This window comes from Streptomyces sp. NPDC047081, assembly GCF_040643775.1.
Lineage (GTDB): Bacteria > Actinomycetota > Actinomycetes > Streptomycetales > Streptomycetaceae > Streptomyces.
This window is the reverse complement of record NZ_JBEYUY010000002.1, coordinates 68,686-91,329: the sequence shown is the minus strand read 5'-3', so window position 1 is coordinate 91,329 and position 22,644 is coordinate 68,686. Positions and strand designations below refer to the sequence as shown.

22 protein-coding genes and 2 pseudogenes are annotated in these 22,644 nt (G+C 71.1%); 9 read left to right on the top strand and 15 right to left on the bottom strand.

All coding sequences use genetic code 11. The features are described 5' to 3' along the window. Positions 1–40: 40 nt before the first annotated feature. Complete coding sequence (locus ABZ848_RS03555; protein ID WP_360824591.1) at positions 41–988, bottom strand: ROK family protein; 948 nt, start codon at positions 986–988, stop codon at positions 41–43. Positions 989–1,284: 296 nt separating this feature from the next. On the opposite strand from ABZ848_RS03555, the gene ABZ848_RS03550 reads away from it, so the two are divergent. Next, a complete protein-coding gene (locus tag ABZ848_RS03550) occupies positions 1,285–2,271 on the top strand; it encodes a LacI family DNA-binding transcriptional regulator (RefSeq protein ID WP_360824588.1) in 987 nt (328 codons plus the stop codon). 196 nt (positions 2,272–2,467) lie between these two features. After that, positions 2,468–3,347: pseudogene (locus ABZ848_RS03545) on the top strand (hypothetical protein). Here ABZ848_RS03545 and ABZ848_RS03540 read toward each other — a convergent pair. Further along, complete coding sequence (locus ABZ848_RS03540) at positions 3,293–5,179, bottom strand: protein kinase (protein ID WP_360824585.1); 1,887 nt, start codon at positions 5,177–5,179, stop codon at positions 3,293–3,295. The pseudogene ABZ848_RS03545 and the gene ABZ848_RS03540 overlap by 55 nt on opposite strands. 99 nt (positions 5,180–5,278) lie before the next feature. Further along, positions 5,279–6,583, bottom strand: coding sequence for an aldolase/citrate lyase family protein (locus tag ABZ848_RS03535; RefSeq protein ID WP_360824582.1), 1,305 nt, complete (start codon positions 6,581–6,583; stop codon positions 5,279–5,281). A gap of 212 nt (positions 6,584–6,795) precedes the next feature. Here ABZ848_RS03535 and ABZ848_RS03530 point away from each other — a divergent pair, with 212 nt between their 5' ends. Further along, positions 6,796–7,746 (top strand): endonuclease/exonuclease/phosphatase family protein, encoded by a 951-nt coding sequence (locus ABZ848_RS03530; RefSeq protein WP_360824579.1) that lies wholly within the window; start codon positions 6,796–6,798, stop codon positions 7,744–7,746. Between the two features lie 58 nt (positions 7,747–7,804). Here the strand turns inward: ABZ848_RS03530 and ABZ848_RS03525 are convergent, their stop codons facing one another. The 4 genes from ABZ848_RS03525 to ABZ848_RS03510 form a co-directional block, all read right to left on the bottom strand. Continuing rightward, the gene (locus tag ABZ848_RS03525; RefSeq protein ID WP_360824576.1) at positions 7,805–8,767 is read right to left on the bottom strand and encodes an electron transfer flavoprotein subunit alpha/FixB family protein; all 963 of its coding nucleotides are present in this window, start codon (positions 8,765–8,767) and stop codon (positions 7,805–7,807) included. Positions 8,768–8,841: 74 nt separating this feature from the next. Further along, on the bottom strand, positions 8,842–9,630 hold the full coding sequence (locus tag ABZ848_RS03520) for an electron transfer flavoprotein subunit beta/FixA family protein (protein WP_360824574.1): 789 nt from the start codon (positions 9,628–9,630) through the stop codon (positions 8,842–8,844). Between the two features lie 220 nt (positions 9,631–9,850). Continuing rightward, a complete protein-coding gene (locus ABZ848_RS03515; RefSeq protein WP_360824571.1) occupies positions 9,851–10,366 on the bottom strand; it encodes a flavin reductase family protein in 516 nt (171 codons plus the stop codon). 208 nt (positions 10,367–10,574) lie between these two features. Continuing rightward, the gene (locus ABZ848_RS03510) at positions 10,575–10,988 is read right to left on the bottom strand and encodes a thioredoxin family protein (protein WP_360824568.1); all 414 of its coding nucleotides are present in this window, start codon (positions 10,986–10,988) and stop codon (positions 10,575–10,577) included. 75 nt (positions 10,989–11,063) lie between these two features. Between ABZ848_RS03510 and ABZ848_RS03505 the strand changes: the two genes are divergently transcribed. The 3 genes from ABZ848_RS03505 to ABZ848_RS03495 all read left to right on the top strand — a co-directional run bounded on the left by ABZ848_RS03505 (position 11,064) and on the right by ABZ848_RS03495 (position 13,352). Further along, on the top strand, positions 11,064–11,480 hold the full coding sequence (locus ABZ848_RS03505) for a DUF4395 domain-containing protein (RefSeq protein WP_360824565.1): 417 nt from the start codon (positions 11,064–11,066) through the stop codon (positions 11,478–11,480). A 191-nt stretch (positions 11,481–11,671) separates the two neighbouring features. Continuing rightward, positions 11,672–12,400: a lysophospholipid acyltransferase family protein gene (locus ABZ848_RS03500; protein WP_242769002.1), complete on the top strand. Its 729-nt coding sequence runs from the start codon at positions 11,672–11,674 to the stop codon at positions 12,398–12,400. Positions 12,401–12,614: 214 nt separating this feature from the next. Further along, a complete protein-coding gene (locus tag ABZ848_RS03495) occupies positions 12,615–13,352 on the top strand; it encodes a class I SAM-dependent methyltransferase (protein WP_360824562.1) in 738 nt (245 codons plus the stop codon). Between the two features lie 11 nt (positions 13,353–13,363). Here ABZ848_RS03495 and ABZ848_RS03490 read toward each other — a convergent pair. From ABZ848_RS03490 to ABZ848_RS03470, 5 genes and pseudogenes are all read right to left on the bottom strand, one after another. Continuing rightward, a pseudogene (locus ABZ848_RS03490) lies at positions 13,364–13,821 on the bottom strand (phenylalanine--tRNA ligase beta subunit-related protein); the annotation flags it as partial. 19 nt (positions 13,822–13,840) lie between these two features. Then, the gene (locus ABZ848_RS03485) at positions 13,841–14,413 is read right to left on the bottom strand and encodes a transglutaminase family protein (protein WP_360824559.1); all 573 of its coding nucleotides are present in this window, start codon (positions 14,411–14,413) and stop codon (positions 13,841–13,843) included. A gap of 75 nt (positions 14,414–14,488) precedes the next feature. After that, complete coding sequence (locus ABZ848_RS03480) at positions 14,489–15,559, bottom strand: low specificity L-threonine aldolase (RefSeq protein ID WP_360824556.1); 1,071 nt, start codon at positions 15,557–15,559, stop codon at positions 14,489–14,491. Continuing rightward, positions 15,556–16,305: an SDR family NAD(P)-dependent oxidoreductase gene (locus ABZ848_RS03475; RefSeq protein WP_360824553.1), complete on the bottom strand. Its 750-nt coding sequence runs from the start codon at positions 16,303–16,305 to the stop codon at positions 15,556–15,558. Before ABZ848_RS03475 ends, ABZ848_RS03480 begins: the two co-directional genes overlap by 4 nt. Before the next feature lie 62 nt (positions 16,306–16,367). Further along, positions 16,368–17,765 (bottom strand): DUF6421 family protein, encoded by a 1,398-nt coding sequence (locus ABZ848_RS03470; protein WP_360824550.1) that lies wholly within the window; start codon positions 17,763–17,765, stop codon positions 16,368–16,370. Positions 17,766–18,147: 382 nt separating this feature from the next. On the opposite strand from ABZ848_RS03470, the gene ABZ848_RS03465 reads away from it, so the two are divergent. Continuing rightward, entirely contained in the window at positions 18,148–18,831 is a 684-nt protein-coding gene (locus ABZ848_RS03465) for a glycerophosphodiester phosphodiesterase family protein (RefSeq protein ID WP_360824546.1), read from the top strand. A gap of 3 nt (positions 18,832–18,834) precedes the next feature. Here ABZ848_RS03465 and ABZ848_RS03460 read toward each other — a convergent pair whose 3' ends face one another. Next, entirely contained in the window at positions 18,835–19,377 is a 543-nt protein-coding gene (locus tag ABZ848_RS03460; protein ID WP_360824543.1) for a GNAT family N-acetyltransferase, read from the bottom strand. 71 nt (positions 19,378–19,448) lie between these two features. Between ABZ848_RS03460 and ABZ848_RS03455 the strand changes: the two genes are divergently transcribed. Further along, entirely contained in the window at positions 19,449–19,841 is a 393-nt protein-coding gene (locus tag ABZ848_RS03455; RefSeq protein ID WP_360824540.1) for a VOC family protein, read from the top strand. Between the two features lie 26 nt (positions 19,842–19,867). Here the strand turns inward: ABZ848_RS03455 and ABZ848_RS03450 are convergent, their stop codons facing one another. Further along, the gene (locus tag ABZ848_RS03450; protein ID WP_360824537.1) at positions 19,868–20,785 is read right to left on the bottom strand and encodes an N-acetyltransferase; all 918 of its coding nucleotides are present in this window, start codon (positions 20,783–20,785) and stop codon (positions 19,868–19,870) included. Positions 20,786–20,962: 177 nt separating this feature from the next. On the opposite strand from ABZ848_RS03450, the gene ABZ848_RS03445 reads away from it, so the two are divergent. Then, a complete protein-coding gene (locus ABZ848_RS03445) occupies positions 20,963–21,727 on the top strand; it encodes a VOC family protein (protein WP_360824534.1) in 765 nt (254 codons plus the stop codon). A gap of 10 nt (positions 21,728–21,737) precedes the next feature. Here the strand turns inward: ABZ848_RS03445 and ABZ848_RS03440 are convergent, their stop codons facing one another. Beyond that, positions 21,738–22,601: a helix-turn-helix transcriptional regulator gene (locus tag ABZ848_RS03440; protein ID WP_360824531.1), complete on the bottom strand. Its 864-nt coding sequence runs from the start codon at positions 22,599–22,601 to the stop codon at positions 21,738–21,740. Positions 22,602–22,644: the final 43 nt, after the last annotated feature.

The window sequence follows — 22,644 nt, the reverse complement described above, 5'->3', positions numbered from 1 at the left end:
CTGGGCCTCCGCAAGGCCCCAACAGCGCGCCGAGCGCCCCTCAGACCGCCGCCGCGTCCGCCCGCTTGGCGAGCGCGGCCGCGGCGGCACCCACCAGGCCCGCGTCCGTGCCCATCTGGGCCGGCGCGATCACCAGGCGCTGCACGAACGAGAGGGTCGCGTAGTCGCCGAGGGCCTTGCGCAGCGGCGTGAACAGGACCTCCCCCGCGTTGCCCACTCCCCCGCCGATCACCGCGATGTCGATCTCGACCAGGGTCGCGGTGGCGGCGATGCCGGCGGCCAGCGCCTGGGCGGCCCGCTCGAAGGAGGCCACGGCGACCGGGTCGCCGGCGCGGGCGGCGGCGGCGACCGCGGCGGCGGACGTATCGCCGTCGGGGCCGGGCTGCCAGCCGTTCTCGACGGCGCGGCGGGCGATGTTGGGCCCGCTCGCGATGCGTTCCACGCAGCCGCGCGAGCCGCACGGGCACAGGTCGCCGTCGAGGTCGACGCTGATGTGGCCGATGTGGCCGGAGTTGCCGGTGGGGCCGGGGTGGAGCTGGCCGTTCAGGACCAGGCCGCCGCCGACGCCCGTGGAGACCACCATGCACAGCGCGTTGTCGTGACCGCGGGCCGCGCCCTGCCAGTGCTCGGCCGCGGTGATGGCCACGCCGTCGCCGATCAGCTCGACCGGCAGGCCACCGGCCGCCTCGCGGACCCGTCGCACGAGCGGGTAGTCGCGCCAGCCCGGCACGTTCACCGGGCTCACCGTGCCGGCGGACGCGTCCACCGGGCCGGCGCTGCCGATGCCGAGGGCCGTGGCCCGTCCCCACAGGGGCGAGGCGGTCAGTTCGCCGAGGACCCCCTCCACGGCGCCCATCACGGTGTCGCCGTCCTCCTGCGCGGGCGTCGCGCGCTGCGCGCGCACCAGGATCTGGCCGTGCCCGTCCACCAGGGCGCCGGCGATCTTGGTGCCGCCGATGTCGAGCGCGGCCACGAGGTCGGTGTGCATCAGTGTCGGATCTCCCGAAACCATCGGTTCTCCGTCGACCAGGGGGAAGTTCCCCCTTCAACTACGGAGAAGTGCGGGCCGGTCTCGCGGTGGGGGCGCAGGCCGGAGATTGCGGTGGACAGTCTCTCTCGCATATGACAACGTTGTCCAGGCTCTATGCTCGACGCCACATCCTCATACAAACTCATGGTCCGACGCATCCCCGTGGACGAGACGAGACAGGACAGCGCATCGTGCCCGAGACCGCCCGCCGTACAGACTGCCCTTCCGGAGCCAGATACGGCAATCGTCCGACCATGAAGGACGTGGCCGCGCGCGCCGGAGTCGGTCTGAAGACCGTCTCCCGCGTGGTCAACGGCGAGCCGGGCGTCACCCCGGAGACCGAGCGCCGCGTCCAGGAGGCGATCGACGCGCTGGGCTTCCGGCGCAACGACAGCGCGCGCGTGCTGCGCAAGGGCCGCACCGCGAGCATCGGCCTGGTCCTGGAGGACCTCGCCGACCCGTTCTACGGCCCCCTCAGCCGCGCGGTCGAGGAGGTGGCCCGGGCCCACGGGGCGCTGCTGATCAACGGCTCCAGCGCCGAGGACCCGGACCGCGAGCAGGAGTTGGCGCTCGCGCTGTGCGCGCGACGGGTGGACGGGCTCGTGGTGATTCCGGCCGGCGACGACCACCGCTATCTGGAGCCGGAGATCAAGGCGGGCGTCGCCACGGTCTTCGTGGACCGTCCGGCCGGGCAGATCGACGCCGACGTGGTGTTGTCGGACAACTTCGGCGGTGCCCGCGACGGGGTCGCCCACCTCATCGCCCACGGTCACCGCAGGATCGGCTTCATCGGCGACATGCCCCGCATCCACACGGCCGCCGAGCGACTGCGCGGCTACCGGGCCGCGATGGAGGACGCCGACATTCCGGTCGAGGACTCCTGGATGTCCCTCGGCGTCACGGATCCGCAGCGGGTGCGCCGGGCGGCCGAGGAGATGCTCACCGGGACGGACCCGGTGACGGCGATCTTCGCGGGCAACAACCGTGTGACGGTCACCGTGGTGCGGGTGCTGGCCGAGCAGAGCCGCCGTATCGCCTTCGTCGGCTTCGACGACATCGAGCTCGCGGACCTGCTGCAGCCCGGCGTGACGGTGGTGGCGCAGGACGCGGCGGCGCTCGGCCGTACCGCCGCCGAGCGGCTCTTCCGCCAGCTCGACGGCGACCTGATCACCCCGGAGCGCATCGAACTCCCGACCCGCCTGATCACCCGCGGCTCGGGCGAACTCCCGCCGACGGACTGAGCCGCGTATGAAGCCGCCGGAGAACCGCACACCACAGACCACGCCGACCGGGCCGCCGAGAGAGCGCGGGCTGGAGGTCCCGCTGGGGCCGGTGGAGGACGGCGCTCTGCAGCCGCCGATGGAGCCGCCGGCGGACTGGACAGGGCAGGCTGCTGCGACGGGGCCGCTGGACGACCACACGCGGCAGGCCGCCCCAATGGGACCGCTGGACGACCTGGACGACTCCACGCCGCAGGCCGCTCCGACAGGGCCGCCGGACGACCGCACGCTGGAAGCGCTGGGGCTGGCCGAGGCTCCGCGTGATCGTCCGCTGCTCTATCCGGGCGTGTGGCCGGCCGAGTCGGGGCTGCTCGACGGGGACCGGCTGTTGCCCCTCGACCGGCTGGTCCACGAGAACCGCACCCCCGTCCTCGCCGTCGGCTCCAACGCCTGCCCGGGCCAACTGCGGCACAAGATGGCCGAGTTCGGGATCCTCTCGCCGATCCCGATGGTGCGCACCCGCGTGACCGGCATCGACATCGGCGTCTCCGCGCATGTCAGCCGCCTCGGGTACGTGTCGGCGTCACCGTTCGAATCGCCGGGCACGGTACGGGAGTTGTTCGTGACGTGGCTCGACGACGAGCAGCTCGCGGTGATCGACGCGAGCGAGGGCGTGCCGTTGGCCGAGGGCAACTACCGGCGTGCCTGGCTGCCTTCGGCCGACGTACGGATCGAGTCGGCGGACGGGGCGGTGCTGCCGGGCGTGTTCGTGTACGTCAACCGGCGCGGGGTCCTGCACGACGGCACCGGCGCTCCCCGCTCGCACCCGGGCCAGCGGGAGCTGCTCACCGAACTCCTCCTCGGATCACCCCGGTTGAGGGAGCTGTTCGGGGTCACTCCGGAGGAGTTCTGCGCACGGGCACGGGCCGACCGGCGGCTGTGCGAGCGCGGCACGCGGCTGTTCGCGGAGGAGAAGCTGGTGACGGAGTCCGGCCTGGAGCGGTTCGTAGCGGGACTTTCGTAGCAGGTCTTTCGTAAGGGGTCAGCAGACCGGGAGTCCCGGGATCGGTTCGTCGTTGTCCCCGCCCTTGATGTAGACGTCGCTGACGTAGACGTTCGTGTTGCCGCTGTCGTCGTCGGTCTTGGCCCACCAGACGTTGGTCCACTGGCCGTAGGTCTCGCGGCGGCCCAGGTTCTGCTGGCAGAAGAAGTAGTTGGTGCCCGCGCCGAGGACTCCGACCTCGGTACCGGAAGCGGTGTAGGACTTGGCCTCCCGCCAGACCGTGCAGTTGTACTTGCCGCCGCCTATCGAGGTACAGGCGGGGGCCGGGCTGGTGGAGCCGCCTCCGCCCGTCGTACCGCCGCTTCCAGAGCCGCCGCTGTCACTTCCGCCTGTGGTGCCGCCCGAGGTACCGCCGCCTGTCGTCCCACCGTCCGAGGAGTGCGCCGGGGAGGACTCGGAGGCGCCACTGCTGGGCTCGGTCCCGCCCTTCCCGCCGGGCGTCGCGCTCGCGGAGGGGGTCTTCTTGCCGTCCTTCTCGGGGGACTTGGAGCCGCTGGGGTGACCTGCATCGGCGCGCTCGGACGCCGAGGAGGTGGCCGTGGCGCTCGTGCCGGAGGCGGAGGGCTGGGCTCCGGCCTCGGCGTCGCCGGTGTCGTTCAGCAGGGCGACGGCGGTTCCGGCCCCCGCGAGGACGAGGACGACGGCGACGGCTGCCAGCAGGACGCGGCCCTTGTTGCGCCGGGGGGAGTCGGAGGTCGTGGCCATGGGACCGGTGAGGGCCTGGTCCGGGGGTATGGGGGCGCCGTAGCCCTGTGGGGCAGGGCGGCCGAAGGGGCCGGCACCCTGTACAGGAGGGCCGAATCCCGGCGTGCCCGCGGGACTTGGCGGCTGGGCGGCTCCGTAACCCGCAGCTGCGGCCGGGCCGGTCGCGTCCTGGCCGCCGGGACCCTGGGCCGCAGCGGGCCCCGCCGGTCCCGGCACCAGCGGAATGCTGCGTTCCGTCTCCTGCCGAGCTGGCGTGGCACTCCGCAGCGTGGTGGTCGCCGTGTCCGTCCCCGTCGATTCCGCGACCGACTGGAGCAGCGCCACCGCCTCTTCGGCCTCCGGGCGGGCTTCCGGCCGCTTGTCCATGAGCTGTTGGAGGACCGGGCCGAGGGCGCCGGCGCGCTGAGGCTCCGGGAGGGGCTCGCCGATGATCGCCGTGAGCGTGGAGTACGTCGACGTACGGCGGAAGGGCGAGGAGCCTTCCACCGCCGCGTACAGCGTGGCGCCCAGGGCCCAGATGTCCGAGGCAGGGCCCGGGTCGCCGCCCTGGGCCCGCTCGGGCGCCAGGTAGTCCAGGGAGCCGACGAGCGCGCCGGTGCGCGTCAGATGCGTCTCCGAACCGTCGTCCGGATCCTCCATCGTGGCGATGCCGAAGTCGGTGAGGACCACCCGGCCGGAGCGTTCGAGCAGGATGTTGCCGGGCTTCACGTCGCGGTGCAGCACACCGGCCCGGTGGGCGGCGGCCAGCGCGTCCATGACCTTGGCACCGATGCCGGCCACCTCACGCGGGTCGAGTGGTCCGCGCTCGCGCAACACGTCGTCCAGGGACGGCCCGTCGACCAGCTCCATGACGATCAGTGGGCGGCCGTCGACCTCCCCGATGTCGTGCACGGCGACGACTCCGGGGTGGCGCACCCGGGCCGCCGCCCGGGCCTCGCGCTGCATCCGTACGCGCAGATCGGCCAGTTCGGGCCCGTCGGCGTCGCTGTAGGTGCGCAGTTCCTTGACGGCGACCTCGCGGCCGAGGACCTCGTCGACGGCTCTCCAGACGACGCCCATGCCGCCGCGGCCGAGCTGGGACAGGACGCGATAGCGCCCTGCCAGCAGCCGGCCGGTGCCGTCCGCCTGGCCGTTTCCGCCTGAGGATTCCCCCGAAGCCACCGCTGCCTGCCCCGTTCCTGTGACACACCAATGCGTGCCGTACAGACTACGTGGCGGGTGTGACAGCGCCAGCCGCTGGTGAGTGCTGTGACAGGTCCGCTACTTGGCGGACGCCGTCAGGTCACCCCGCCGCGGCGAGGCGAAGCCCTCCAGGTCGGCCCTGGTCAGCCCGGTCACCCGCGCGACCTCGGCGATGTCGAGGGCGCCGCAGTCCAGGCCGCGCAGCAGATAGCCGCTCAGGGCCTTGGCGGTGGCAGGCTCGTCCATGACGTCGCCGCCTGCCCGGTTGGCGTACCGGGCGAGTCGGTCCGCGGCCTGCTCGAAACCCTCGCGGTAGAAGGCGAACACGGCCGCGTACCGGGTGGGGATGTGGCCGGGGTGCATGTCCCAGCCCTGGTAGTAGGCGCGGGCGAGCGCTCGGCGGGTGAGGCCGTAGTGCAGGCGCCACGCGTCGTGGACCTTCTCCGTCGGCCCGACCGGCAGCACGTTGGTCGAGCCGTCCGAGACCCGTACGCCCGTGCCCGCCGCCGCGACCTGCATGATCGCCTTGGCGTGGTCGGCGGCCGGGTGGTCGCTGGCCTGGTAGGCGGCGGAGACGCCGAGGCAGGCGCTGTAGTCGAAGGTGCCGTAGTGCAGTCCGGTGGCGCGGCCCTCGGCGGCCTGGATCATCCGGGCGACGGTCGCGGTGCCGTCGGTGGCGAGGATCGACTGGCTGGTCTCGATCTGGATCTCGAACCCGATGCGGCCGGCCTCCAGCCCGCGCGCCTTCTCGAACTCCTCCAGGAGCCGCGCCATAGCGGTGACCTGCTCGGGATACGTCACCTTGGGCAGCGTCAGCACCAGCCCCTCGGGCAGCCCGCCGGCCTCCATCAGACCGGTGAGGAAGATGTCGAGGGTGCGGATGCCCCGGTCGCGGACCGGCGCCTCCATGCACTTCATACGGATGCCCATGTACGGCGCCGCGGTCCCGTTCTCGTACGCCTCCGCGATCAGCCGCGCCGCACGGGCCGCCGCCGCGTCCTCCTCGGCGTCCGGGCGGGGGCCGTAGCCGTCCTCGAAGTCGACGCGCAGGTCCTCGATCGGCTCGCGCTCCAACTTGGCCCGCACGCGCGCGTGGACGGGCTCGGCGAGTTCGTCGGAGAGGCCGAGGACCGCGGCGAAGGAGGCGGCGTCCGGGGCGTGTTCGTCGAGGGCGGCGAGGGCCTGGTCGCCCCAGGAACGGATGGTGTCGGCGGCGAAGACGTCACCGGGGACGTACACCGTGTGGACGGGCTGGCGGGTGCCGGGGTCCCCGGGGTAGCGGCGCTCCAGCTCCGCGTCGACCGGTGCGAGGGAGGCGCTGATCTCCTCGCTGACGGCGCCCGCGAGGCTCGTCGCGACGCTCTCCTGCTGGCCCTGGCCCATCCCGCACCCTCCTGTTTTCCGCTCTACGGAATCAACAATCCGTAGAATGAAGGTATCCACGCATCGTCCCGATGGTCAACACCATGTCCACGCCCGACCACCCCGCCACCTGGGCATGTTCACGCCCCACGCACAACCGGGTATCAGACCGCTCGACGCACAACTCGCCCCAGCACGCGGCCCGTCGGGCCCGTGCGACCCGAGGAGGCCCCGTGCCGAAGCAGCGCCGAGTCGCCCGCCGACTGGGTCTGAAGGCGTTACTGGCCGCAACGGTCACCCTGCCACTCTCCAGCGCCGCCGCCACCTCCGCCTCGTCGCAGCCGTCCGCCTCGGCACCGACGCCCCAGATCCGCCGCGCCCCGGTCACCGGACACCGGGCCCCTCCCCTGCAGGTGATGACGTTCAACCTCCGGTACGCCAGCACCCAGGAACCCAACAGCTGGGCCGACCGGCGCCCCGTGATGAGCCGACTGCTGCGCCGGGCGGCCCCGCACGTCTTCGGTACGCAGGAGGGTCTCTACCAGCAGTTGCGCGACATCGAGTCCGATCTCGCCCCGCACTTCGCGTGGATCGGCACCGGCCGCGAGCAGATCAGCGGCGACGAGTCCACCGCTCTCTTCTACGACACCCGACGCCTGTCCCCCGTCGAGCACGACACGTTCGCGCTCTCGGACACCCCGCAGCTGCTCGGCTCGGAGACTTGGGGCGGGGCCACCCCGCGCACGGCCACCTGGGTCCGGTTCCGCGATCTGAGCGACCTGGGGCGGGAGTTCTACGTACTCAACACCCATCTCGACAACGAGAGCCAGTACGCCCGCGAGCGTGCCGCCGCCCTCATCGTCCGGCGGATCGCCGGGTTCGACAGCTCGTCGCCCGTCGTCGTGACGGGCGACTTCAACGCCTACGCCCATCGCGACCCCGCCTACGACACCATGGTCGGCACCGGCCTCATCGACGCCTGGGACGCGGCGGCCCGGCGCGGCCCGCTCTACGGGACCTTCCACTCCAGATACCGCCCACCGCAGCCGAACGGCGACCGCATCGACTGGATCTTCGTCTCGCCCGGCGTCACGGTCGATCGGGCGTCGATCGACACGTACTCCCTGAACGGCCAGTACCCCAGCGACCACTTCCCCGTGCAGGTCTCGTTGCGCCTGGGATGAGCCGAGGCCCCCGTGACCGTTCGCGCGGTCACGGGGGCCTCGTACAGCCCTGGAGCGATCAGCCCTTGCGGGTGTTGATCTCCTCGGTGAGCTGGGGGACGACGTCGAAGAGGTCGCCGACGACGCCGTAGTCGACGAGGTCGAAGATCGGGGCCTCGGCGTCCTTGTTGACCGCGACGATGGTCTTGGAGGTCTGCATGCCGGCGCGGTGCTGGATGGCGCCGGAGATGCCGTTGGCGATGTACAGCTGCGGCGACACGGACTTGCCGGTCTGGCCGACCTGGTTGGTGTGCGGGTACCAGCCCGCGTCCACCGCGGCCCGGGAGGCGCCGACGGCCGCGCCGAGGGAGTCGGCGAGGGCCTCGATGATGGCGAAGTTCTCGGAGCCGTTGACGCCGCGGCCGCCGGAGACCACGATCGCGGCCTCGGTCAGCTCGGGACGCCCGGTCGACTCGCGCGGGGTACGGGCGGTGACCTTCGTGCCGGTCGCCTGCTGCGAGAAGGAGACGGTCAGGGCCTCGACGGTGCCGGCGGCCGGGGCGGCCTCGACGGCGGCGCTGTTGGGCTTGACGGTGATGACCGGGGTGCCCCGGGAGACCCGGGTCTTGGTGGTGAAGGAGGCGGCGAACACCGACTGGGTCGCGACCGGGCCCTCGTCGCCGGCTTCCAGGTCGACGGCGTCGGTGATGATGCCGGAGCCGATGCGCAGCGCGAGGCGGGCGGCGATCTCCTTGCCCTCCGCGGAGGACGGCACGAGGACGGCGGCCGGGGACACCTGCTCGACGGCGGCCTGCAGGGCGTCGACCTTCGGGACGACCAGGTAGTCGGCGTACTCGGCGGCCTCGTGCGTGAGGACCCGGGCCGCGCCGTGCTCGGCCAGCGCGGCGGCGGTGTCACCGGCGCCGTTGCCCAGCGCGACGGCGACCGGCTCGCCGATGCGGCGGGCCAGGGTCAGCAGCTCCAGGGTGGGCTTGCGGACGGCACCGTCCACGTGATCGACGTAGACGAGAACTTCAGCCATGGGATTGCTCTCCTGCGAATTGCGAAGTCTGAGGGGCGGTAAGGGGGTTGAGCCGCAAAGGGACCTGGGGGCCCTTAGATGAACTTCTGGCTCGCGAGGAACTCGGCGAGCTGCTTGCCGCCCTCGCCCTCGTCCTTGACGATCGTCCCGGCGGTACGCGCCGGACGCTCGGCCGCGGACTCGACCTTCGTCCAGGCACCCTCCAGACCGACCTCCTCCGCGTCGATCTCCAGGTCCGACAGGTCCCAGGACTGAACCGGCTTCTTCTTCGCCGCCATGATGCCCTTGAAGGACGGGTAGCGCGCCTCACCCGACTGGTCGGTCACCGACACCACCGCCGGCAGGGAGGCCTCCAGCTGCTCGGACGCGGCATCCCCGTCCCGGCGGCCCTTCACGGTGCCGTCCTCCACGCTCACCTCGGACAGCAGGGTCACCTGCGGCACCCCCAGCCGCTCCGCCAGCAGCGCCGGCACGATACCCGCCGTACCGTCCGTGGAGGCCATGCCGGAGACCACCAGGTCGAAGCCGGCCTTCTCGATCGCCTTCGCCAAAACCAGCGAGGTGCCGATCGCATCCGTGCCGTGCAGGTCGTCGTCCTCCACGTGGATCGCCTTGTCGGCGCCCATCGACAGCGCCTTGCGCAGCGCGTCCTTGGCGTCCTCCGGGCCGACGGTCAGCACCGTGACCTCGACGTCGTCGTCGGAGTTCTCGGAGATCTGCAGCGCCTGCTCGACCGCGTACTCGTCGAGTTCGGAGAGCAGACCGTCCACGTCGTCCCGGTCGACGGTCAGGTCATCGGCGAAGTGCCGGTCGCCAGTGGCGTCGGGCACGTACTTCACAGTGACAACGATCCTCAAGCTCACGCCGGCTCTCCTACTGCAATCGTCATTTCGGTGCTGCCTACTTTCAGGCAGCATAGGCGCCTCAAGCGGCCGATCCCGATCGGGGCGACCCGCGCTCCGAGCGAAATATTACTCGCCAGTACACCCAGTTCGTTCCCGCTAAGCAAGCGCTTTGAACTGTGACCTTTGCAACGCAGCGTAATCGGAACTCGACCGCTTCGCAGCGGGAGCCGGCGGTGGGTCAGTCGCGCAGACCGTTGAACCGGCCCTGGTGATACAGCAGTGGACGGCCGGGCCCCGCGGGGTCCCCGAGCACGACCTCGGCCAGCACGATGCGATGGTCGCCGGCGGGCACACGGGCGACGACACGGCAGACCAGCCAGGCGAGGACGTCGTCGAGGACCGGCACGCCCTCCGGCCCCTCGCTCCAGGCCGTGGGGGCGCCGAAGCGGTCGGCGCCGCTCCTGGCGAAGGTGGCGGCCAGGTCCTGCTGGTGGTCCCCGAGTATGTGGACGCCGACGTGCTCCGTGCCCGATATCGCGGGCCAGCTGGAGGCTCCGGTGCTGATGCCGAAGGAGAGCAGCGGGGGTTCGGCGGAGACGGAGGTGAGGGAGGTGGCGGTGAAGCCGACCGGGCCCGCGTCACCGCGCGCGGTGATCACGGCGACTCCCGCGGCGTGCCGCCGGAACACGGAACGCAGCAGGTCGGGAGTGGCGAGCTGGGGAGTGCGGGTGCCGAGGTCCGGCGTGGCCGTCATGGAGTTGTCCTTCTGCGAGGAGGGGCGAGCGGGGTCGTGGCTGCTCAACAGCCGGGACAGCGCGCGCTCGCGGTGCGGGCCAGGTCGACGTGGACCCGCCCGAAGAGAAGGAGTTCCTTGGGCATACGGTCAGGCTGACGATAGGTGGTGCGCCCAGTCAAGTACGTTCCGGCATATGGGAGATGCCTCACCGTCCCGGTCACAGCCGTCAGACCGCCTCCCCCAGCGCCGCGATGACGTCGGCCTTGCGGGGCTGGCCGGTGGCCCGCCGCACGACCCGGCCGTCGGCGTCCAGGACCAGCACGGTCGGCGTCTTGAGGATGTCGAGTTCGCGTACGAGTTCCAGCCGGTCCTCGGCGTCGATCTCGACGTGGGTCACGCCGGGGACCATGCCGGCGACCTCGCCGAGGATGCGCCGGGTGGCGCGGCAGGGCGCGCAGAAGGCGCTGGAGAACTGCACGAGCGTCGCCCGCGGCCCCAACTCCTCGCCCAACTCGGCCGCCCCGAGCCGCTTTTCGCCGTCGCGCCCGCGCACCCGCACTCTCCCGCTCCGCTGCCGATGAAGCACTCCATAGGCGCTCGCCACCGCGAGCACCACCACGCACACCACAAGTCCGGTCATCCCCTGCTCCAGCGTTCATGAGACTGCAAAGATTCCCGATGTCCTGAATCGTTTCCCGTGCGGAATGCTTGATTCATGGACATCGATGTGAGGGGCCCCCGCTTCGGCGCGGCCGTGACCACTCTGGTGCTGGCCATTGTGCTGATCACCGGGAGCTTCTGGCTGCTGGCCTGGCAGACGCTTGCGTTCGCGCTGGGCGCGGCCGGCGGTGTGGGCCGTTCGCCGTACGGCCGGCTGTTCCGCAAGGTGGTACGGCCCCGGATCGGGCCGCCGACCGAGTTCGAGTCGCCGGAGCCGCCGAGGTTCGCGCAGGCCGTGGGGCTCGTCTTCGCGGGCGTGGGTCTGGTCGGATTCGGCCTGGGTCCCGAGTGGCTCGGGCTGGCCGCGACGGGACTGGCGCTCGCGGCGGCTTTCCTCAATGCTGCTTTCGGGTACTGCCTGGGCTGCGAGATGTACCTGCTGGTGCGCCGGGTGACCGTGCGCACGCAGTAAAGGCGGGTTAAAAGTACGAGGTGGATCAACGGGCGACGTGACGAGGATCTCCGCCGTTCCCCGGAACTTGGACTGGCTCCCCGGCCGTTCTTCGGGCACGATCTGCGACATGCCGTAAACCTACGGCTGCGTAACTTTCCCGCCGGGAGCATCCTTTTCCCAGGCTGAGAAGGAAGGGTCCACCCCGTCCCATGGCAGAGCTTGTCTACCGCCCCGTCGTCGGTCTCGCCCTCACGTTGTTCAAGGCGTGGGACCTGAAGATCGACTGCAAGGGGTCGGAGAACATCCCGCGCTCGGGCGGTGCCGTGCTGGTGAGCAACCACATCAGCTATCTGGACTTCATCTTCGACGGTCTGGCGGCGCTTCCGCAGAAACGTCTCGTTCGCTTCATGGCGAAGGAGTCCGTCTTCCGGCACAAGATCTCCGGTCCGCTGATGCGGGGCATGAAGCACATCCCGGTGGACCGCAAGAACGGCGAGGCGGCGTATCAGCACGCGCTGGAGTCGCTGCGCGCCGGCGAGATCGTGGGCGTCTTCCCCGAGGCGACCATCTCCCAGTCCTTCACTCTCAAGAGCTTCAAGTCAGGTGCCGCGCGCATGGCCCAGGAGGCCGGGGTCCCGCTGATCCCCATGGCCCTGTGGGGCACCCAGCGGCTGTGGACCAAGGGCCACCCGCGCAACTTCAAGCGCAGCCACACCCCGATCACGATCCGGGTCGGCGAAGCGATCGAGGCGTCCAAGGACAAGTACGCCGGCGCGATCACCCGCCAGCTGCGCGAGCGCTGCCAGGAGCTCCTGGAAGCGGCCCAGCGCGCCTACCCGGTCCGCCCGAAGGACGCGAACGACACGTGGTGGATGCCGGCCCACCTGGGCGGCACGGCCCCGACCCCGGAAGAGGTCCGGGCGGCCGAGGCGCGCTGAAGCCGGTCGAAAAAGACACCCGCGCTCAGACGAGAACGGCCCCGCGAACGGGCTCGGCAGGGCAACGGGCCGCATCCGCAAGCCACTTGGACACCAGTCCCCCGCCCTCTGCCGACAGCCCGTCACGCGGCCGTACGGAACTTCCGCAACAGGCCTCTGACCTGGGACTTTTCGCTCACCGAGCCTAGGATCTCCCCGACCGAGAGGGGATCCCATGGACCGGAACACGCGCACGGTGGAGGACGTACTGCGCCTCCTGGACGGGCTGTTCGTCGCCGGAGGTGACCGATGGACGGCGGATGCCGGGGCGTCCTGGTGGGACGGGTTCTATGCGGATCCCGGTCGGCCGGTTCCGTTCCTCGTCGCCAAGCCCGACGAGAACCTGGTCTCCCACGTCGACCGCGGTCTGCTCGCCGCCCCGGGCCGCGCCCTCGATCTGGGGTGCGGTCCCGGTCGTAACGCGGTGTATCTCGCGTCTCTCGGGTTCGAGGTCGACGCCGTCGACCTGTCGCCCGTGGCGATCGACCGGGCGCGCGAGCGAGCCCGCGAGGCGGGAGTCGAGGCCCGCTTCCTCACCGGTGACGCCTTCGCGCTGCTCGGCACCGAACTCCGCGGGCCCTACGACCTCGTCTACGACTCCGGCTGCTTCCATCACCTGCCGCCGCACCGCCGTATCAGCTACCTGGCGCTCCTGGACCAACTCCTCGCGCCCGGCGGCCTGTTCGGCATCACGTGTTTCGCCGCCGGTGCGATGGGGTCCGAGCTTCCGGACGCGGAGTTCTACCGCCGCGGCCGCCTGGAGGGCGGGCTTGCCTACACGCCCGAGGCCCTGCGCCGACTGTTCCGCGAACTCACGGAGTTGGAGCTGCGGCGGATGCGCGACGAGCCGCCCGAGTCCCCGTGGTTCGGCGAACCCTTCCTCTGGACCGCGCTGTTCCGCCGGGACGCCTGACGGCCGCGCCCTCAGCTCGCGGACTCCGGCGCGCGCGGCTCGATGCGCGCACCGGGGCTGAACTTCTTCAGCAGCTCGGCGAGTTCGGCGCCCGCCGCCGCGACCTCGGCGACCGGCATGGGCGCCAGGCTCTCCAGCGGGAAGATGCCCGAGACGGTCTCCTGGGTGAGCCGCGTGCGCGGGCCCTGGCGCCAGTTCCAGCGGCGGCAGGTCACGCCCGCGTCGTCGCGCCACACCACCTCACCCGCGTCGGGGTGTTCGACGCCCTCCTCGCCGCCGACGGGATCAGGTGGGCGACGCTGATGGCGTTGTAGAGGTCGACGAGGAGGTTGATCCGGGGCAGACCGCCCTCCGCCAGAGCCCTCTTGGCCAGTGCCTCCGCGGAGTTGCGGGTACGCGAGGGCTTGGAGCCGAACGCCGTGCAGGCCTCACGCCAGGCAGCCATGTGGGGGTCCTCGTGGTGAGCCCGAGAGGGTCATCGCCTTGCCTCAGAGTGCGGTGGGGAGGGTCTTCCAGAGGTACGGCCGGTCGGGGGCGGCTTGGAGCACTCTCAGTACGGTCGGATGCGGTTCGGCATATAGATCTGGATAGTCCATCTCATTGAACTCCGGGTCCGGCGCGAAGGCCAGCCGCTCACCTTCGAGGGAGAACTGGGCGTCCACGCCCGGTTTGTTGCCCCGCGGATCCTGCCGGTGCCAGGCGCCGTTGAAACGCACGGCGACCAGGCCGTGCACCACGTCGAACTTCTGGTAGCAGAGCGCGGTCGGGATGTCCTCGGCCCGCAGCAGGGCCGCCAGCGCGTGCGCCTTGGCGTAGCAGATGCCCGTGCCCTGTTCCAGGACGTCGGAGGCGCGCCAGGTGACCCGCAGGTCTCCGGAGTCCTGCGAATGCGGGATCGTGTCGCGCACGAACTCGAAGGCCAGTCGCGCATAGGCATACGAGTCCGCCGCCTTCTCGGCGAGTCGCGCCGCCCTCTCCCGCACCAGCGGGTGGTCATGGTCGATGACCTCGTCGGCGGCCAAGTATGCGGACAGATCGGGGGTGTTCTGGATCAGCTCCATGCTCGCAGAGCATAGAAATGCGACCACCCGATCGTCAATAACTTTTCGAGTGACCGCATATCTATTCAGAGCCGGCTACCGCGCCATCTCCTCCTTGAGCGCCGCCACGAACGCGTCCACGTCCTCCTCGGTCGTGTCGAACGCGCACATCCAGCGCACCACCCCGGCCGCCTCGTCCCAGAAGTAGAACCGGAACCGCTTCTGCAGCCGCTCGCTCACGTCGTGCGGGAGCTTGGCGAACACGCCGTTGGCCTGCACGGGGTAGAGAATCTCCACGCCGTGCACAGCGCGCACCCCCTCGGCCAGGCGCTGGGCCATCTCGTTGGAGTGGCGGGCGTTGCGCAGCCACAGGTCCTTGGCGAGCAGGGCCTCCAACTGCACCGAGACGAAGCGCATCTTGGAGGCGAGCTGCATGGACAGCTTGCGCAGGTGCTTCATGTGGCTGACGGCGTCCTGGTTCAGGACCACGACGGCCTCGCCGAACAGCGCCCCGTTCTTCGTCCCGCCCAGGGAGAGGATGTCGACGCCGACCGCGTTGGTGAACGTCCGCATGGGGACGTCCAGGGAGGCGGCCGCGTTGGCTATGCGGGAGCCGTCCAGGTGGACCTTCATGCCGTGCGCGTGGGCGTGCTCGCAGATCGCGCGGATCTCGTCGGGCGTGTAGAGCGTGCCGAGTTCCGTGCTCTGGGTGATCGAGACGACCTGCGGCATCGCCCGGTGCTCGTCGTCCCAGCCGTACGCCTGCCGGTCGATCAGTTCGGGCGTGAGCTTGCCGTCGGGCGTGGGGACGGTGAGCAGCTTCAGGCCGCCCATGCGCTCGGGGGCGCCGCCCTCGTCGACGTTGATGTGGGCGCTCTCGGCGCAGATCACCGCGCCCCAGCGGTCGGTGACCGCCTGGAGCGCGACGACGTTGGCGCCGGTGCCGTTGAAGACCGGGAAGGCCTCCGCCGTGGCGCCGAAGTGGCTGCGGACGACCGACTGGAGGTTCTCGGTGTAGTCGTCCTCGCCGTACGCGACCTGGTGCCCGCCGTTGGCCAGGGCCAGGGCGGCGAGCACCTCCGGGTGGGCCCCGGCGTAGTTGTCGCTGGCGAAGCCGCGGACGGACGGGTCGTGATGGCGACGGGCGTCGGTCTTCGGGGGGTTCACGGCTTCTCGGTCAGCCACAGACGCTTTCCGTTCACTTCGGCGGCGGGCCTGCTCCACACGTCGACGATGGCCTCGGCGAGGTCCTTGACGTCCGTGAAGCCCGCGAACTTCGCGTTGGGGCGCTCGGCGCGCATCGCGTCGTGCACCAACGCCTTCACCACCAGGATCGCAGCCGCCGAGGTCGGCCCCTCGGGGCCCCCGGCCTTGCGGAAGTAGTCGCCCATGGCCAGCGTCCACGCCTCGGCGGCGGCCTTGGCGGCGGCGTACGCGGCGTTCCCGGCGGTCGGCTTGGACGCGCCGGCCGCGCTGATCAGGACGTAACGGCCGCGGTCGCTGCGCTGGAGCGCCTCGGAGAAGGCGAGGGAGGTGTGCTGCACGGTGCGGATGAGCAGCAGCTCCAGGAAGTCCCAGTCGTCGAGGCTGGTCTTGATGAAGGTCTCGCTGCCGCGCCAGCCGCCGACGAGGTGGACCACGCCGTCGACCCGGCCGAAGTCCTTCTCGATGCCGACGGCCCAGTCCCGGGTGGACTCCAGGTCCAGCAGGTCGACGGGCTCCCCGGTGACGGTGGCGCCGCCTGCCGCGTCCCGGGCCGCGCCCACGGCCTCCGCGAGCCGCTCGGGGTCGTTGTCCGCGGCGACGACGGTCGCGCCTGCCTCGGCCAGCCGGACCAGTGCCGCCCGCCCGGCGGGACCACCGGCCCCGGCCACCGCGATCACCGCACCGCTGAGAGCTCCGTTCCCCGCCATCTTCTTCGCCTCCTGAGCAGCCGCCTGGGCGGCCTGAGCAGTGTTCCCGGTGCCGCGCTGGCTCACGCGGCGGCCCGCTCGGCGCTGTCGGCCGTGATGCCCTTGGTCGAGGCGATCACGTTCTTCAGCTTCTTGGAGAGGGCTTCATAGAACATGCTCAGCGGAAACTCGTCCGGAAGCACGTCATCGACGAGTTTCCGCGGCGGCTGGCTCAAGTCCAGGGCGTCGGGGCCCTTGGCCCACTTGGAGCCCGGGTGCGGGGCGAGGTAGCGCGAGACCAGGTCGTACGCGGCGAACCAGTGGACCAGCTTCGGGCGGTCGATGCCGGCCCGGTAGAGGTCCTCGATCTCGGCGCACAGCTGGTTCGTCACCTGCGGGGCGCGCTGCCAGTCGATGAACAGCTTGTTGTCGGTCCAGCGGACGACGTCGTGCTTGTGCAGGTAGGCGAAGAGGAGCTGGCCGCCGAGGCCGTCGTAGTTGCGTACGCGCTCGCCGGTGACCGGGAAGCGGAACATACGGTCGAAGAGGACCGCGTACTGCACGTCACGGGCCTGCGGGACGCCGTCGGCCTCCAGCTTCACGGCCTCCTTGAAGGCGGTGAGGTCGCAGCGAAGCTCTTCGAGACCGTACATCCAGAACGGCTGGCGCTGCTTGATCATGAACGGGTCGAAGGGCAGGTCGCCGTGGCTGTGGGTGCGGTCGTGGACCATGTCCCACAGCACGAAGGCCTCCTCGCAGCGGGTCTGGTCGTGGACCATCGCGGCGATGTCCTCGGGCAGCTCAAGGCCCAGGATCCCGACGGCCGCGTCGGTGACCCGGCGGAAGCGCGCGGCCTCCCGGTCGCAGAAGATGCCACCCCAGGAGAATCGTTCCGGCGCCTCGCGTACGGCGATGGTCTCCGGGAAGAGGACGGCGGAGTTGGTGTCGTAACCCGCCGTGAAGTCCTCGAACTTGATGCCGCAGAACAGCGGGTTGTCGTAGCGGGTGCGCTCCAGCTCGGCCAGCCAGTCCGGCCAGACCATGCGCAGTACGACCGCCTCCAGGTTGCGGTCCGGGTTGCCGTTCTGCGTGTACATCGCGAAGACGACCAGGTGCTGCAGACCGTCCGCGCGGCCGGCGGCCGGCTGGAAGGCCAGCAGCGAGTCGAGGAAGTCGGGCACCTGGAAGCCGTCGACGGCCCAGCGCTCCAGGTCCTTGACCAGGGCCTCGTGGTAGGCGTGGTCGTGCGGGAGCAGCGGGGAGAGCTCCTCGACCGCCGCCACGACACGCCGTACGGCCGCCTCGGCGTCGGCCCGTGCGGGGGCGTCCTCGGCCTCGAAGTCGATCGATCCGTCCTTGGACTGCCATGGCCGGATCCGCTCCACGGCATCCTTGAGCACCGGCCACGCCGGGTGCTCGACCACCCTGGTCGCGGGAGGAACCTGCTCCCCCGTCGCCGCCTGCACAAGAATTTCCGTCATGTCCCATCCTCCACGGGAGAACCTCGCGTAAGGAGACCGTATACATACGAGCTTTCTCCCAGCAAGGGGAGCCTCCGGAAATTATCCTGCGCACCCACATCGTCACCGAACTTTTTCCTGCCGGACGCGGTTGAGGCGGCTCCTCCGGGTATACGTACGGTCCGCGCGGGTACCAGCCACTGGTCAATGCCCGCGGGACTCGCCCACGGCAGGGTGACCGCCCCCGCCGGTACGGGCCAGGTCCGCCCCGTGCGTCACGCCGATCCCCCGTGTACGAGCGGGTTCATCGCCGGGCCGGGCCATTAGGCTGCGGCTCTGCCCGCGCGACCGTCCGCTCCGGTCCGTGTGGCCCGAGCCGCCGTCGACGGAAGCGAGTTGAACCTTGAACTTCCTTACCATCGGTCATCGCGGAGTCATGGGTGTCGAGCCCGAGAACACTCTCCGTTCCTTCGTCGCCGCCCAGCAGGCCGGCCTCGACGTCATCGAACTCGATCTGCATCTGAGCAAGGACGGCGCCCTCGTCGTCATGCACGACACCGACGTGGACCGCACGACCGACGGCACCGGCCCGATCGCCGACAAGACCCTCGCCGAACTGCGCGCCCTGGACGCGGGCCGCGGGGAGCGGGTGCCGGTCTTCGAGGAGGTCCTGGACGCGGTACGGGCGCCGCTGCAGGCCGAGATCAAGGACGTACAGGCGGCTCGCGCGCTGGCCGAGGTCATGCTGAAGCGGGACCTGGTCTCGCGGGTGGAGGTGTCCTCGTTCCACGACGAGGCGGTCGCCGAGATCGGCCGGCTGGTGCCCGGCGTACGGACCGCGCTGATCGGCAGCCGCTACGGCACCGACATCGTGGACCGAGCCGTCGACGCCGGTGCCTCGACCGTCTGCCTCAACATCCGCCGCCTCACGCTGGAGGTCGTGGAGCTGGCCCGCAAGGCGGACCTGCGGATCATCGGCTGGGTGGTGAACACGCAGGACCACCTGCGTCTCGTACGGGCGTTGCAGCTGGACGGCGCGACCACCGACTACCCGGAGATCAAACGCACCGGCCGCTTCACCGCATGAACGTCACGCCAGTTCCTTGACCAGCAGCTCGAACCGCAGGTCGTCGCGCTGCGGAACGCCGAAGCGCTCGTCGCCGTACGGGAAGGGGGTCATCTTTCCCGTACGGCGGTAGCCGCGGCGCTCGTACCAGGCGATGAGGTCCTCGCGTACGGAGATCACCGTCATGTGCATCTCGGTCGCGCCCCAGGTCTCGCGGACCGTGCGCTCCGCCTCCGCGATGATGACCTTGCCGAGGCCGCCGCCCTGGAGCTTCGGGCTGACGGCGAACATGCCGAAGTAGGCGTGGGTGCCACGGTGTTCGAGCTGGCAGCAGGCGACGATCGCGCCGTCCCGCTCGACCGTCAGCAGCCGGCTGTCCGGCGACTTGACGACCTGGAGCACGCCCTCGCGGTCGGTGCGCTGCCCCTCCAGGATGTCCGCCTCGGTGGTCCACCCGGCCCGGCTGGAGTCCCCGCGGTACGCCGACTCGACCAGCGCGACGAGGTCGTCCACGTCGGCGTCGGTGGCGTCACGGAAGGTCAGTCCCTCGGTGGCGGCGGTGTCCATGGTGCGGGTCTCCGATCTCGGGCGCGGCGCGGGCAGGGACGAGCGTAACGCCGCGACTAGGCTCCCTGTGCATGGTGCACGTTCTCAGCAGCCGGACCCTGCTCCACCCCACCGACCCCGAGCGCTCGCGCCGCTTCTACGGGGAGCAGCTGGGCCTCGCCGTCTACCGCGAGTTCGGCACGGGCCCGGAGCGCGGCACGGTCTACTTCCTCGGCGGCGGCTTCCTGGAACTCTCCGGCCGCGCCGAGACCCCGCCCTCCCCGGCCGTAAGGCTGTGGCTGCAGGTGGACGACGCGGCCGCGGCACACGAGGAGCTGCGGGCCAAGGGTGTCGAGATCGTGCGGCCACCGGTGAAGGAGCCGTGGGGGCTGATCGAGACGTGGATCGCCGATCCGGACGGAATGCCGATCGTGCTGGTGGAGGTGCCGACGGATCATCCGATCCGGTACCGGCCGGGGATCTGACCCCGGTTGGTTCCTTGCGGAGTCGGTCAGCCGGGGCGGTGTTCCCAGTTGCGGTCCGTGCGGGTCAGTTCGGTGAAGCCTGCGGTCAGGAGTAGCTCGATCGCGTCCTTTGCCTCGGCCGGCTCGTAGGCGAGGAGGCGGTCCGCGTCGGCCAGGCGTAGCCAGGCGGCCGCGTGGGCGAGGAGGTGGTGTTCCAGGCCCGTGCCGTGCGACGCCGGGTCGATGTGCAGGTTGCCGATGTCGGCGAGGCCCGCCGCACGCGTCTGGCGTTCGGGGCGGGCCAGGGCGGTGTCGACCTCGATGAAGCCGCGGGCGGCGCCGGTGTCGTCGTATGCCGTGAAGCGGGTGCCGCACTCTCCCAGGGTGCGCTCGAAGCGGAGTCCCGGCCGGGGTTCGGGGGTCGGGAGGTCTGCCACGCGCGCGATCAGGATGACCTCCGTGCCGCCCGTGTGTTGGAAGCCCGAGCGGTCGTAGAGGGCGCGGATGTGCGGCCAGTTGCGGGGCAGGCCGTAGACGACGGGGGCCGGGACCGCGCCGCCGGCATAGCGGACGCGGACGTTCCAGCGGGCGAGCAGGGCGAGGCAGGCGGCCATCAGCCGCTCGGCGGCGAGGTCGGAGTCCGGCCAGAAGGACGCGGGCGGCCGGAAGACGAACCAGTCGACCTCACCGGCGTCCCGGTAGGTCTCGCCGACCTCGGCGCCGGTGCCGTAGCGCAGGACGTGGGCTGCGGCCACGACCGAGCCGCGCTGCTCGGCGACGAGCGTCACGCGCTCGACGACCCAGGGGTCGGTGATGGGCTCGCCGGGCTGCCGTTCGAGGTCGCTGAGGACGGTGTTGACCGAGACGGAGACGCCGGGCACGACGGCGGCGACGTGCGCGTTGATCAGCTCGGTGAGCTGGTCGCGGTCGTCGCGGCGGAAGGGGCGCACCATGAGCGCGGACATGCGGGACCTCCGGACAGGGGTGGTGGGCTGGAGGCCGCCATGCGATGCGGTACGAGGGGGAGGCTACGTCGGTGGCGCCGCCGGGCGCGAGAGGGTTTGCGTCGGATGGCCGGGGGCCCGGCGTGGGACTAGCGTGCTGGAGGGGGTCGGCCTCGGATCTGCTCCGGAAGGAACGCCATGAAGCTCGACAAACCGGTGACCGGCGGCCCGTGCTGGACCGAGCTGGGGACCAGCGACCTGGACGGCGCCAAGCGGTTCTACGCCGAGCTCTTCGGCTGGCGCCCGGAGACGGACCCCCGGCAGGAGGCGGGCGGCTACACGGTCGCGCACGTCGGGGAGGCGGCGGTCGCCGCGCTGACGCCGCTGTACCAGGAGTCGCAGCCGGTCGCGTGGAACGTGTCGTTCGCGGTGCCGGACGCGGACGAGGCGACCCGGAAGGTGACGGCGGCCGGCGGGACGGTGCTGCTCGGCCCGATGGACGTGTTCGACATCGGCCGGTTCGCGGTGGCCGTCGATCCGACCGGTGCCGTGTTCCAGCTGTGGCAGGCACGGACCTTCCCGGGCGCCGGGCTCTTCAACGCGCCGGGTTCGCTGGGCTGGGTGGAACTGCTGACGCGCGCCCCGGAGCGCGCCGTCGACTTCTACACCACGGTGTTCGGCTGGACCGTCAACGCCTCGGAGCACTACACCCAGTGGGGCGTCGACGGCGCCGACTTCGGCGGGATGATGCGGATGGACGACAAGTTCCCGCACGAGGTCCCGGCGCACTGGCTCCCGTACTTCGCGGTGACCGACGTCGACACCGCCGCGGCCACGGCGACCGGGGCGGGCGGCAACGTTCTCATGGAGCCGACGTCCCTGGGCGACGTCCGGCGGATCGGAGTGCTGCGCGATCCGCAGGGCGCGATGTTCGGGGTGTACGCGGAGGGACCGCGGGGCTGAGCACCGCTCCTCAGGAGTGTGCGGGGGCGGTACGTCCGCCGGTGACGCGCAGCAGGTCGAGCCGGCCCGCGTCGGCGCTGTCGGCGGCCGCGGTGTAGGTGACCACGCGGAGATCGGCGCCGGGGACGACGAGCACGTCGCAGTCGAGCAGGATGTCGCCGACTTCCGGGTGGCGAATGGACTTCTGCTCGGACACGTGCGGGGAGAGGGCAGCCGTGGCCCAGAGGTACCTGAAGGCCTCCGACGCTGCGGTCAACTCCCCCACCAGCGCGTCCAGTTGAGCGTCTTCCGGATAGAGGGACGCCGCGTGCTTCAGGTCGGCGACGATCGAGGCCGCGAAGGCCTCCGGGCCGCGTTCCGAGCGCATCGGGCGCAGTGCCGCGTGGGCGGGGCCGTCGCCGAACAGGGCGCGGGCCAGGTTGCGTTCGGCAGGCGGGACTTCGAGCGGGTCTCCGTGCAGGGCGCTCCACATGGCGTTCCACCACACCAGGGTCCAGTCGGCGGCGAACACCCCGATGGGCACGTCACCGAGGCGTGCGGCCAGCCGCTGGACGCCGGGCGGCACATGCGTGTTGACCGTCCCGTCCTGCGGCGGCAGCAGCCCGGCACTCCGGTACAGCTGGTCGCGTTCGGCGTGCGAGAGCTGGAGGGCGCGGGCGAGAGCGCCCACGACCTGTGCGGAGGGGTGCTTCGCGCGTCCCTGTTCCAGGCGCAGTACGTAGTCGACGGACAGTCCGGCCAGTTGGGCGAGTTCCTCGCGGCGCAGTCCGGGCGCGCGGCGGCCGGGTACCGCGGCGAACCCCGCGTCGGCCGGGGAGAGCCTGTCGCGCCAGGCGTGCAGCAGTGCGCCGAAGCCGGAAGGGGAGGAGGCCATGAGGTCATTGTCGCCGTCGGCGGTCCGGTCAGCCTGGGTACTG

Excerpts from the sequence above, each read along its gene's own strand:
- ABZ848_RS03555 (WP_360824591.1), bottom strand. The coding sequence starts at position 988 with ATGCACACCGACCTCGTGGCCGCGCTCGACATCGGCGGCACCAAGATC.
- ABZ848_RS03550 (WP_360824588.1), top strand. The coding sequence starts at position 1,285 with ATGAAGGACGTGGCCGCGCGCGCCGGAGTCGGTCTGAAGACCGTCTCC.
- ABZ848_RS03535 (WP_360824582.1), bottom strand. The coding sequence starts at position 6,583 with ATGGGCCAGGGCCAGCAGGAGAGCGTCGCGACGAGCCTCGCGGGCGCC.
- ABZ848_RS03525 (WP_360824576.1), bottom strand. The coding sequence starts at position 8,767 with ATGGCTGAAGTTCTCGTCTACGTCGATCACGTGGACGGTGCCGTCCGC.
- ABZ848_RS03515 (WP_360824571.1), bottom strand. The coding sequence starts at position 10,366 with ATGACGGCCACGCCGGACCTCGGCACCCGCACTCCCCAGCTCGCCACT.
- ABZ848_RS03510 (WP_360824568.1), bottom strand. The coding sequence starts at position 10,988 with ATGACCGGACTTGTGGTGTGCGTGGTGGTGCTCGCGGTGGCGAGCGCC.
- ABZ848_RS03505 (WP_360824565.1), top strand. The coding sequence starts at position 11,064 with ATGGACATCGATGTGAGGGGCCCCCGCTTCGGCGCGGCCGTGACCACT.
- ABZ848_RS03500 (WP_242769002.1), top strand. The coding sequence starts at position 11,672 with ATGGCAGAGCTTGTCTACCGCCCCGTCGTCGGTCTCGCCCTCACGTTG.
- ABZ848_RS03495 (WP_360824562.1), top strand. The coding sequence starts at position 12,615 with ATGGACCGGAACACGCGCACGGTGGAGGACGTACTGCGCCTCCTGGAC.
- ABZ848_RS03485 (WP_360824559.1), bottom strand. The coding sequence starts at position 14,413 with ATGGAGCTGATCCAGAACACCCCCGATCTGTCCGCATACTTGGCCGCC.
- ABZ848_RS03475 (WP_360824553.1), bottom strand. The coding sequence starts at position 16,305 with ATGGCGGGGAACGGAGCTCTCAGCGGTGCGGTGATCGCGGTGGCCGGG.
- ABZ848_RS03470 (WP_360824550.1), bottom strand. The coding sequence starts at position 17,765 with ATGACGGAAATTCTTGTGCAGGCGGCGACGGGGGAGCAGGTTCCTCCC.
- ABZ848_RS03460 (WP_360824543.1), bottom strand. The coding sequence starts at position 19,377 with ATGGACACCGCCGCCACCGAGGGACTGACCTTCCGTGACGCCACCGAC.
- ABZ848_RS03455 (WP_360824540.1), top strand. The coding sequence starts at position 19,449 with ATGGTGCACGTTCTCAGCAGCCGGACCCTGCTCCACCCCACCGACCCC.
- ABZ848_RS03450 (WP_360824537.1), bottom strand. The coding sequence starts at position 20,785 with ATGTCCGCGCTCATGGTGCGCCCCTTCCGCCGCGACGACCGCGACCAG.
- ABZ848_RS03445 (WP_360824534.1), top strand. The coding sequence starts at position 20,963 with ATGAAGCTCGACAAACCGGTGACCGGCGGCCCGTGCTGGACCGAGCTG.
- ABZ848_RS03440 (WP_360824531.1), bottom strand. The coding sequence starts at position 22,601 with ATGGCCTCCTCCCCTTCCGGCTTCGGCGCACTGCTGCACGCCTGGCGC.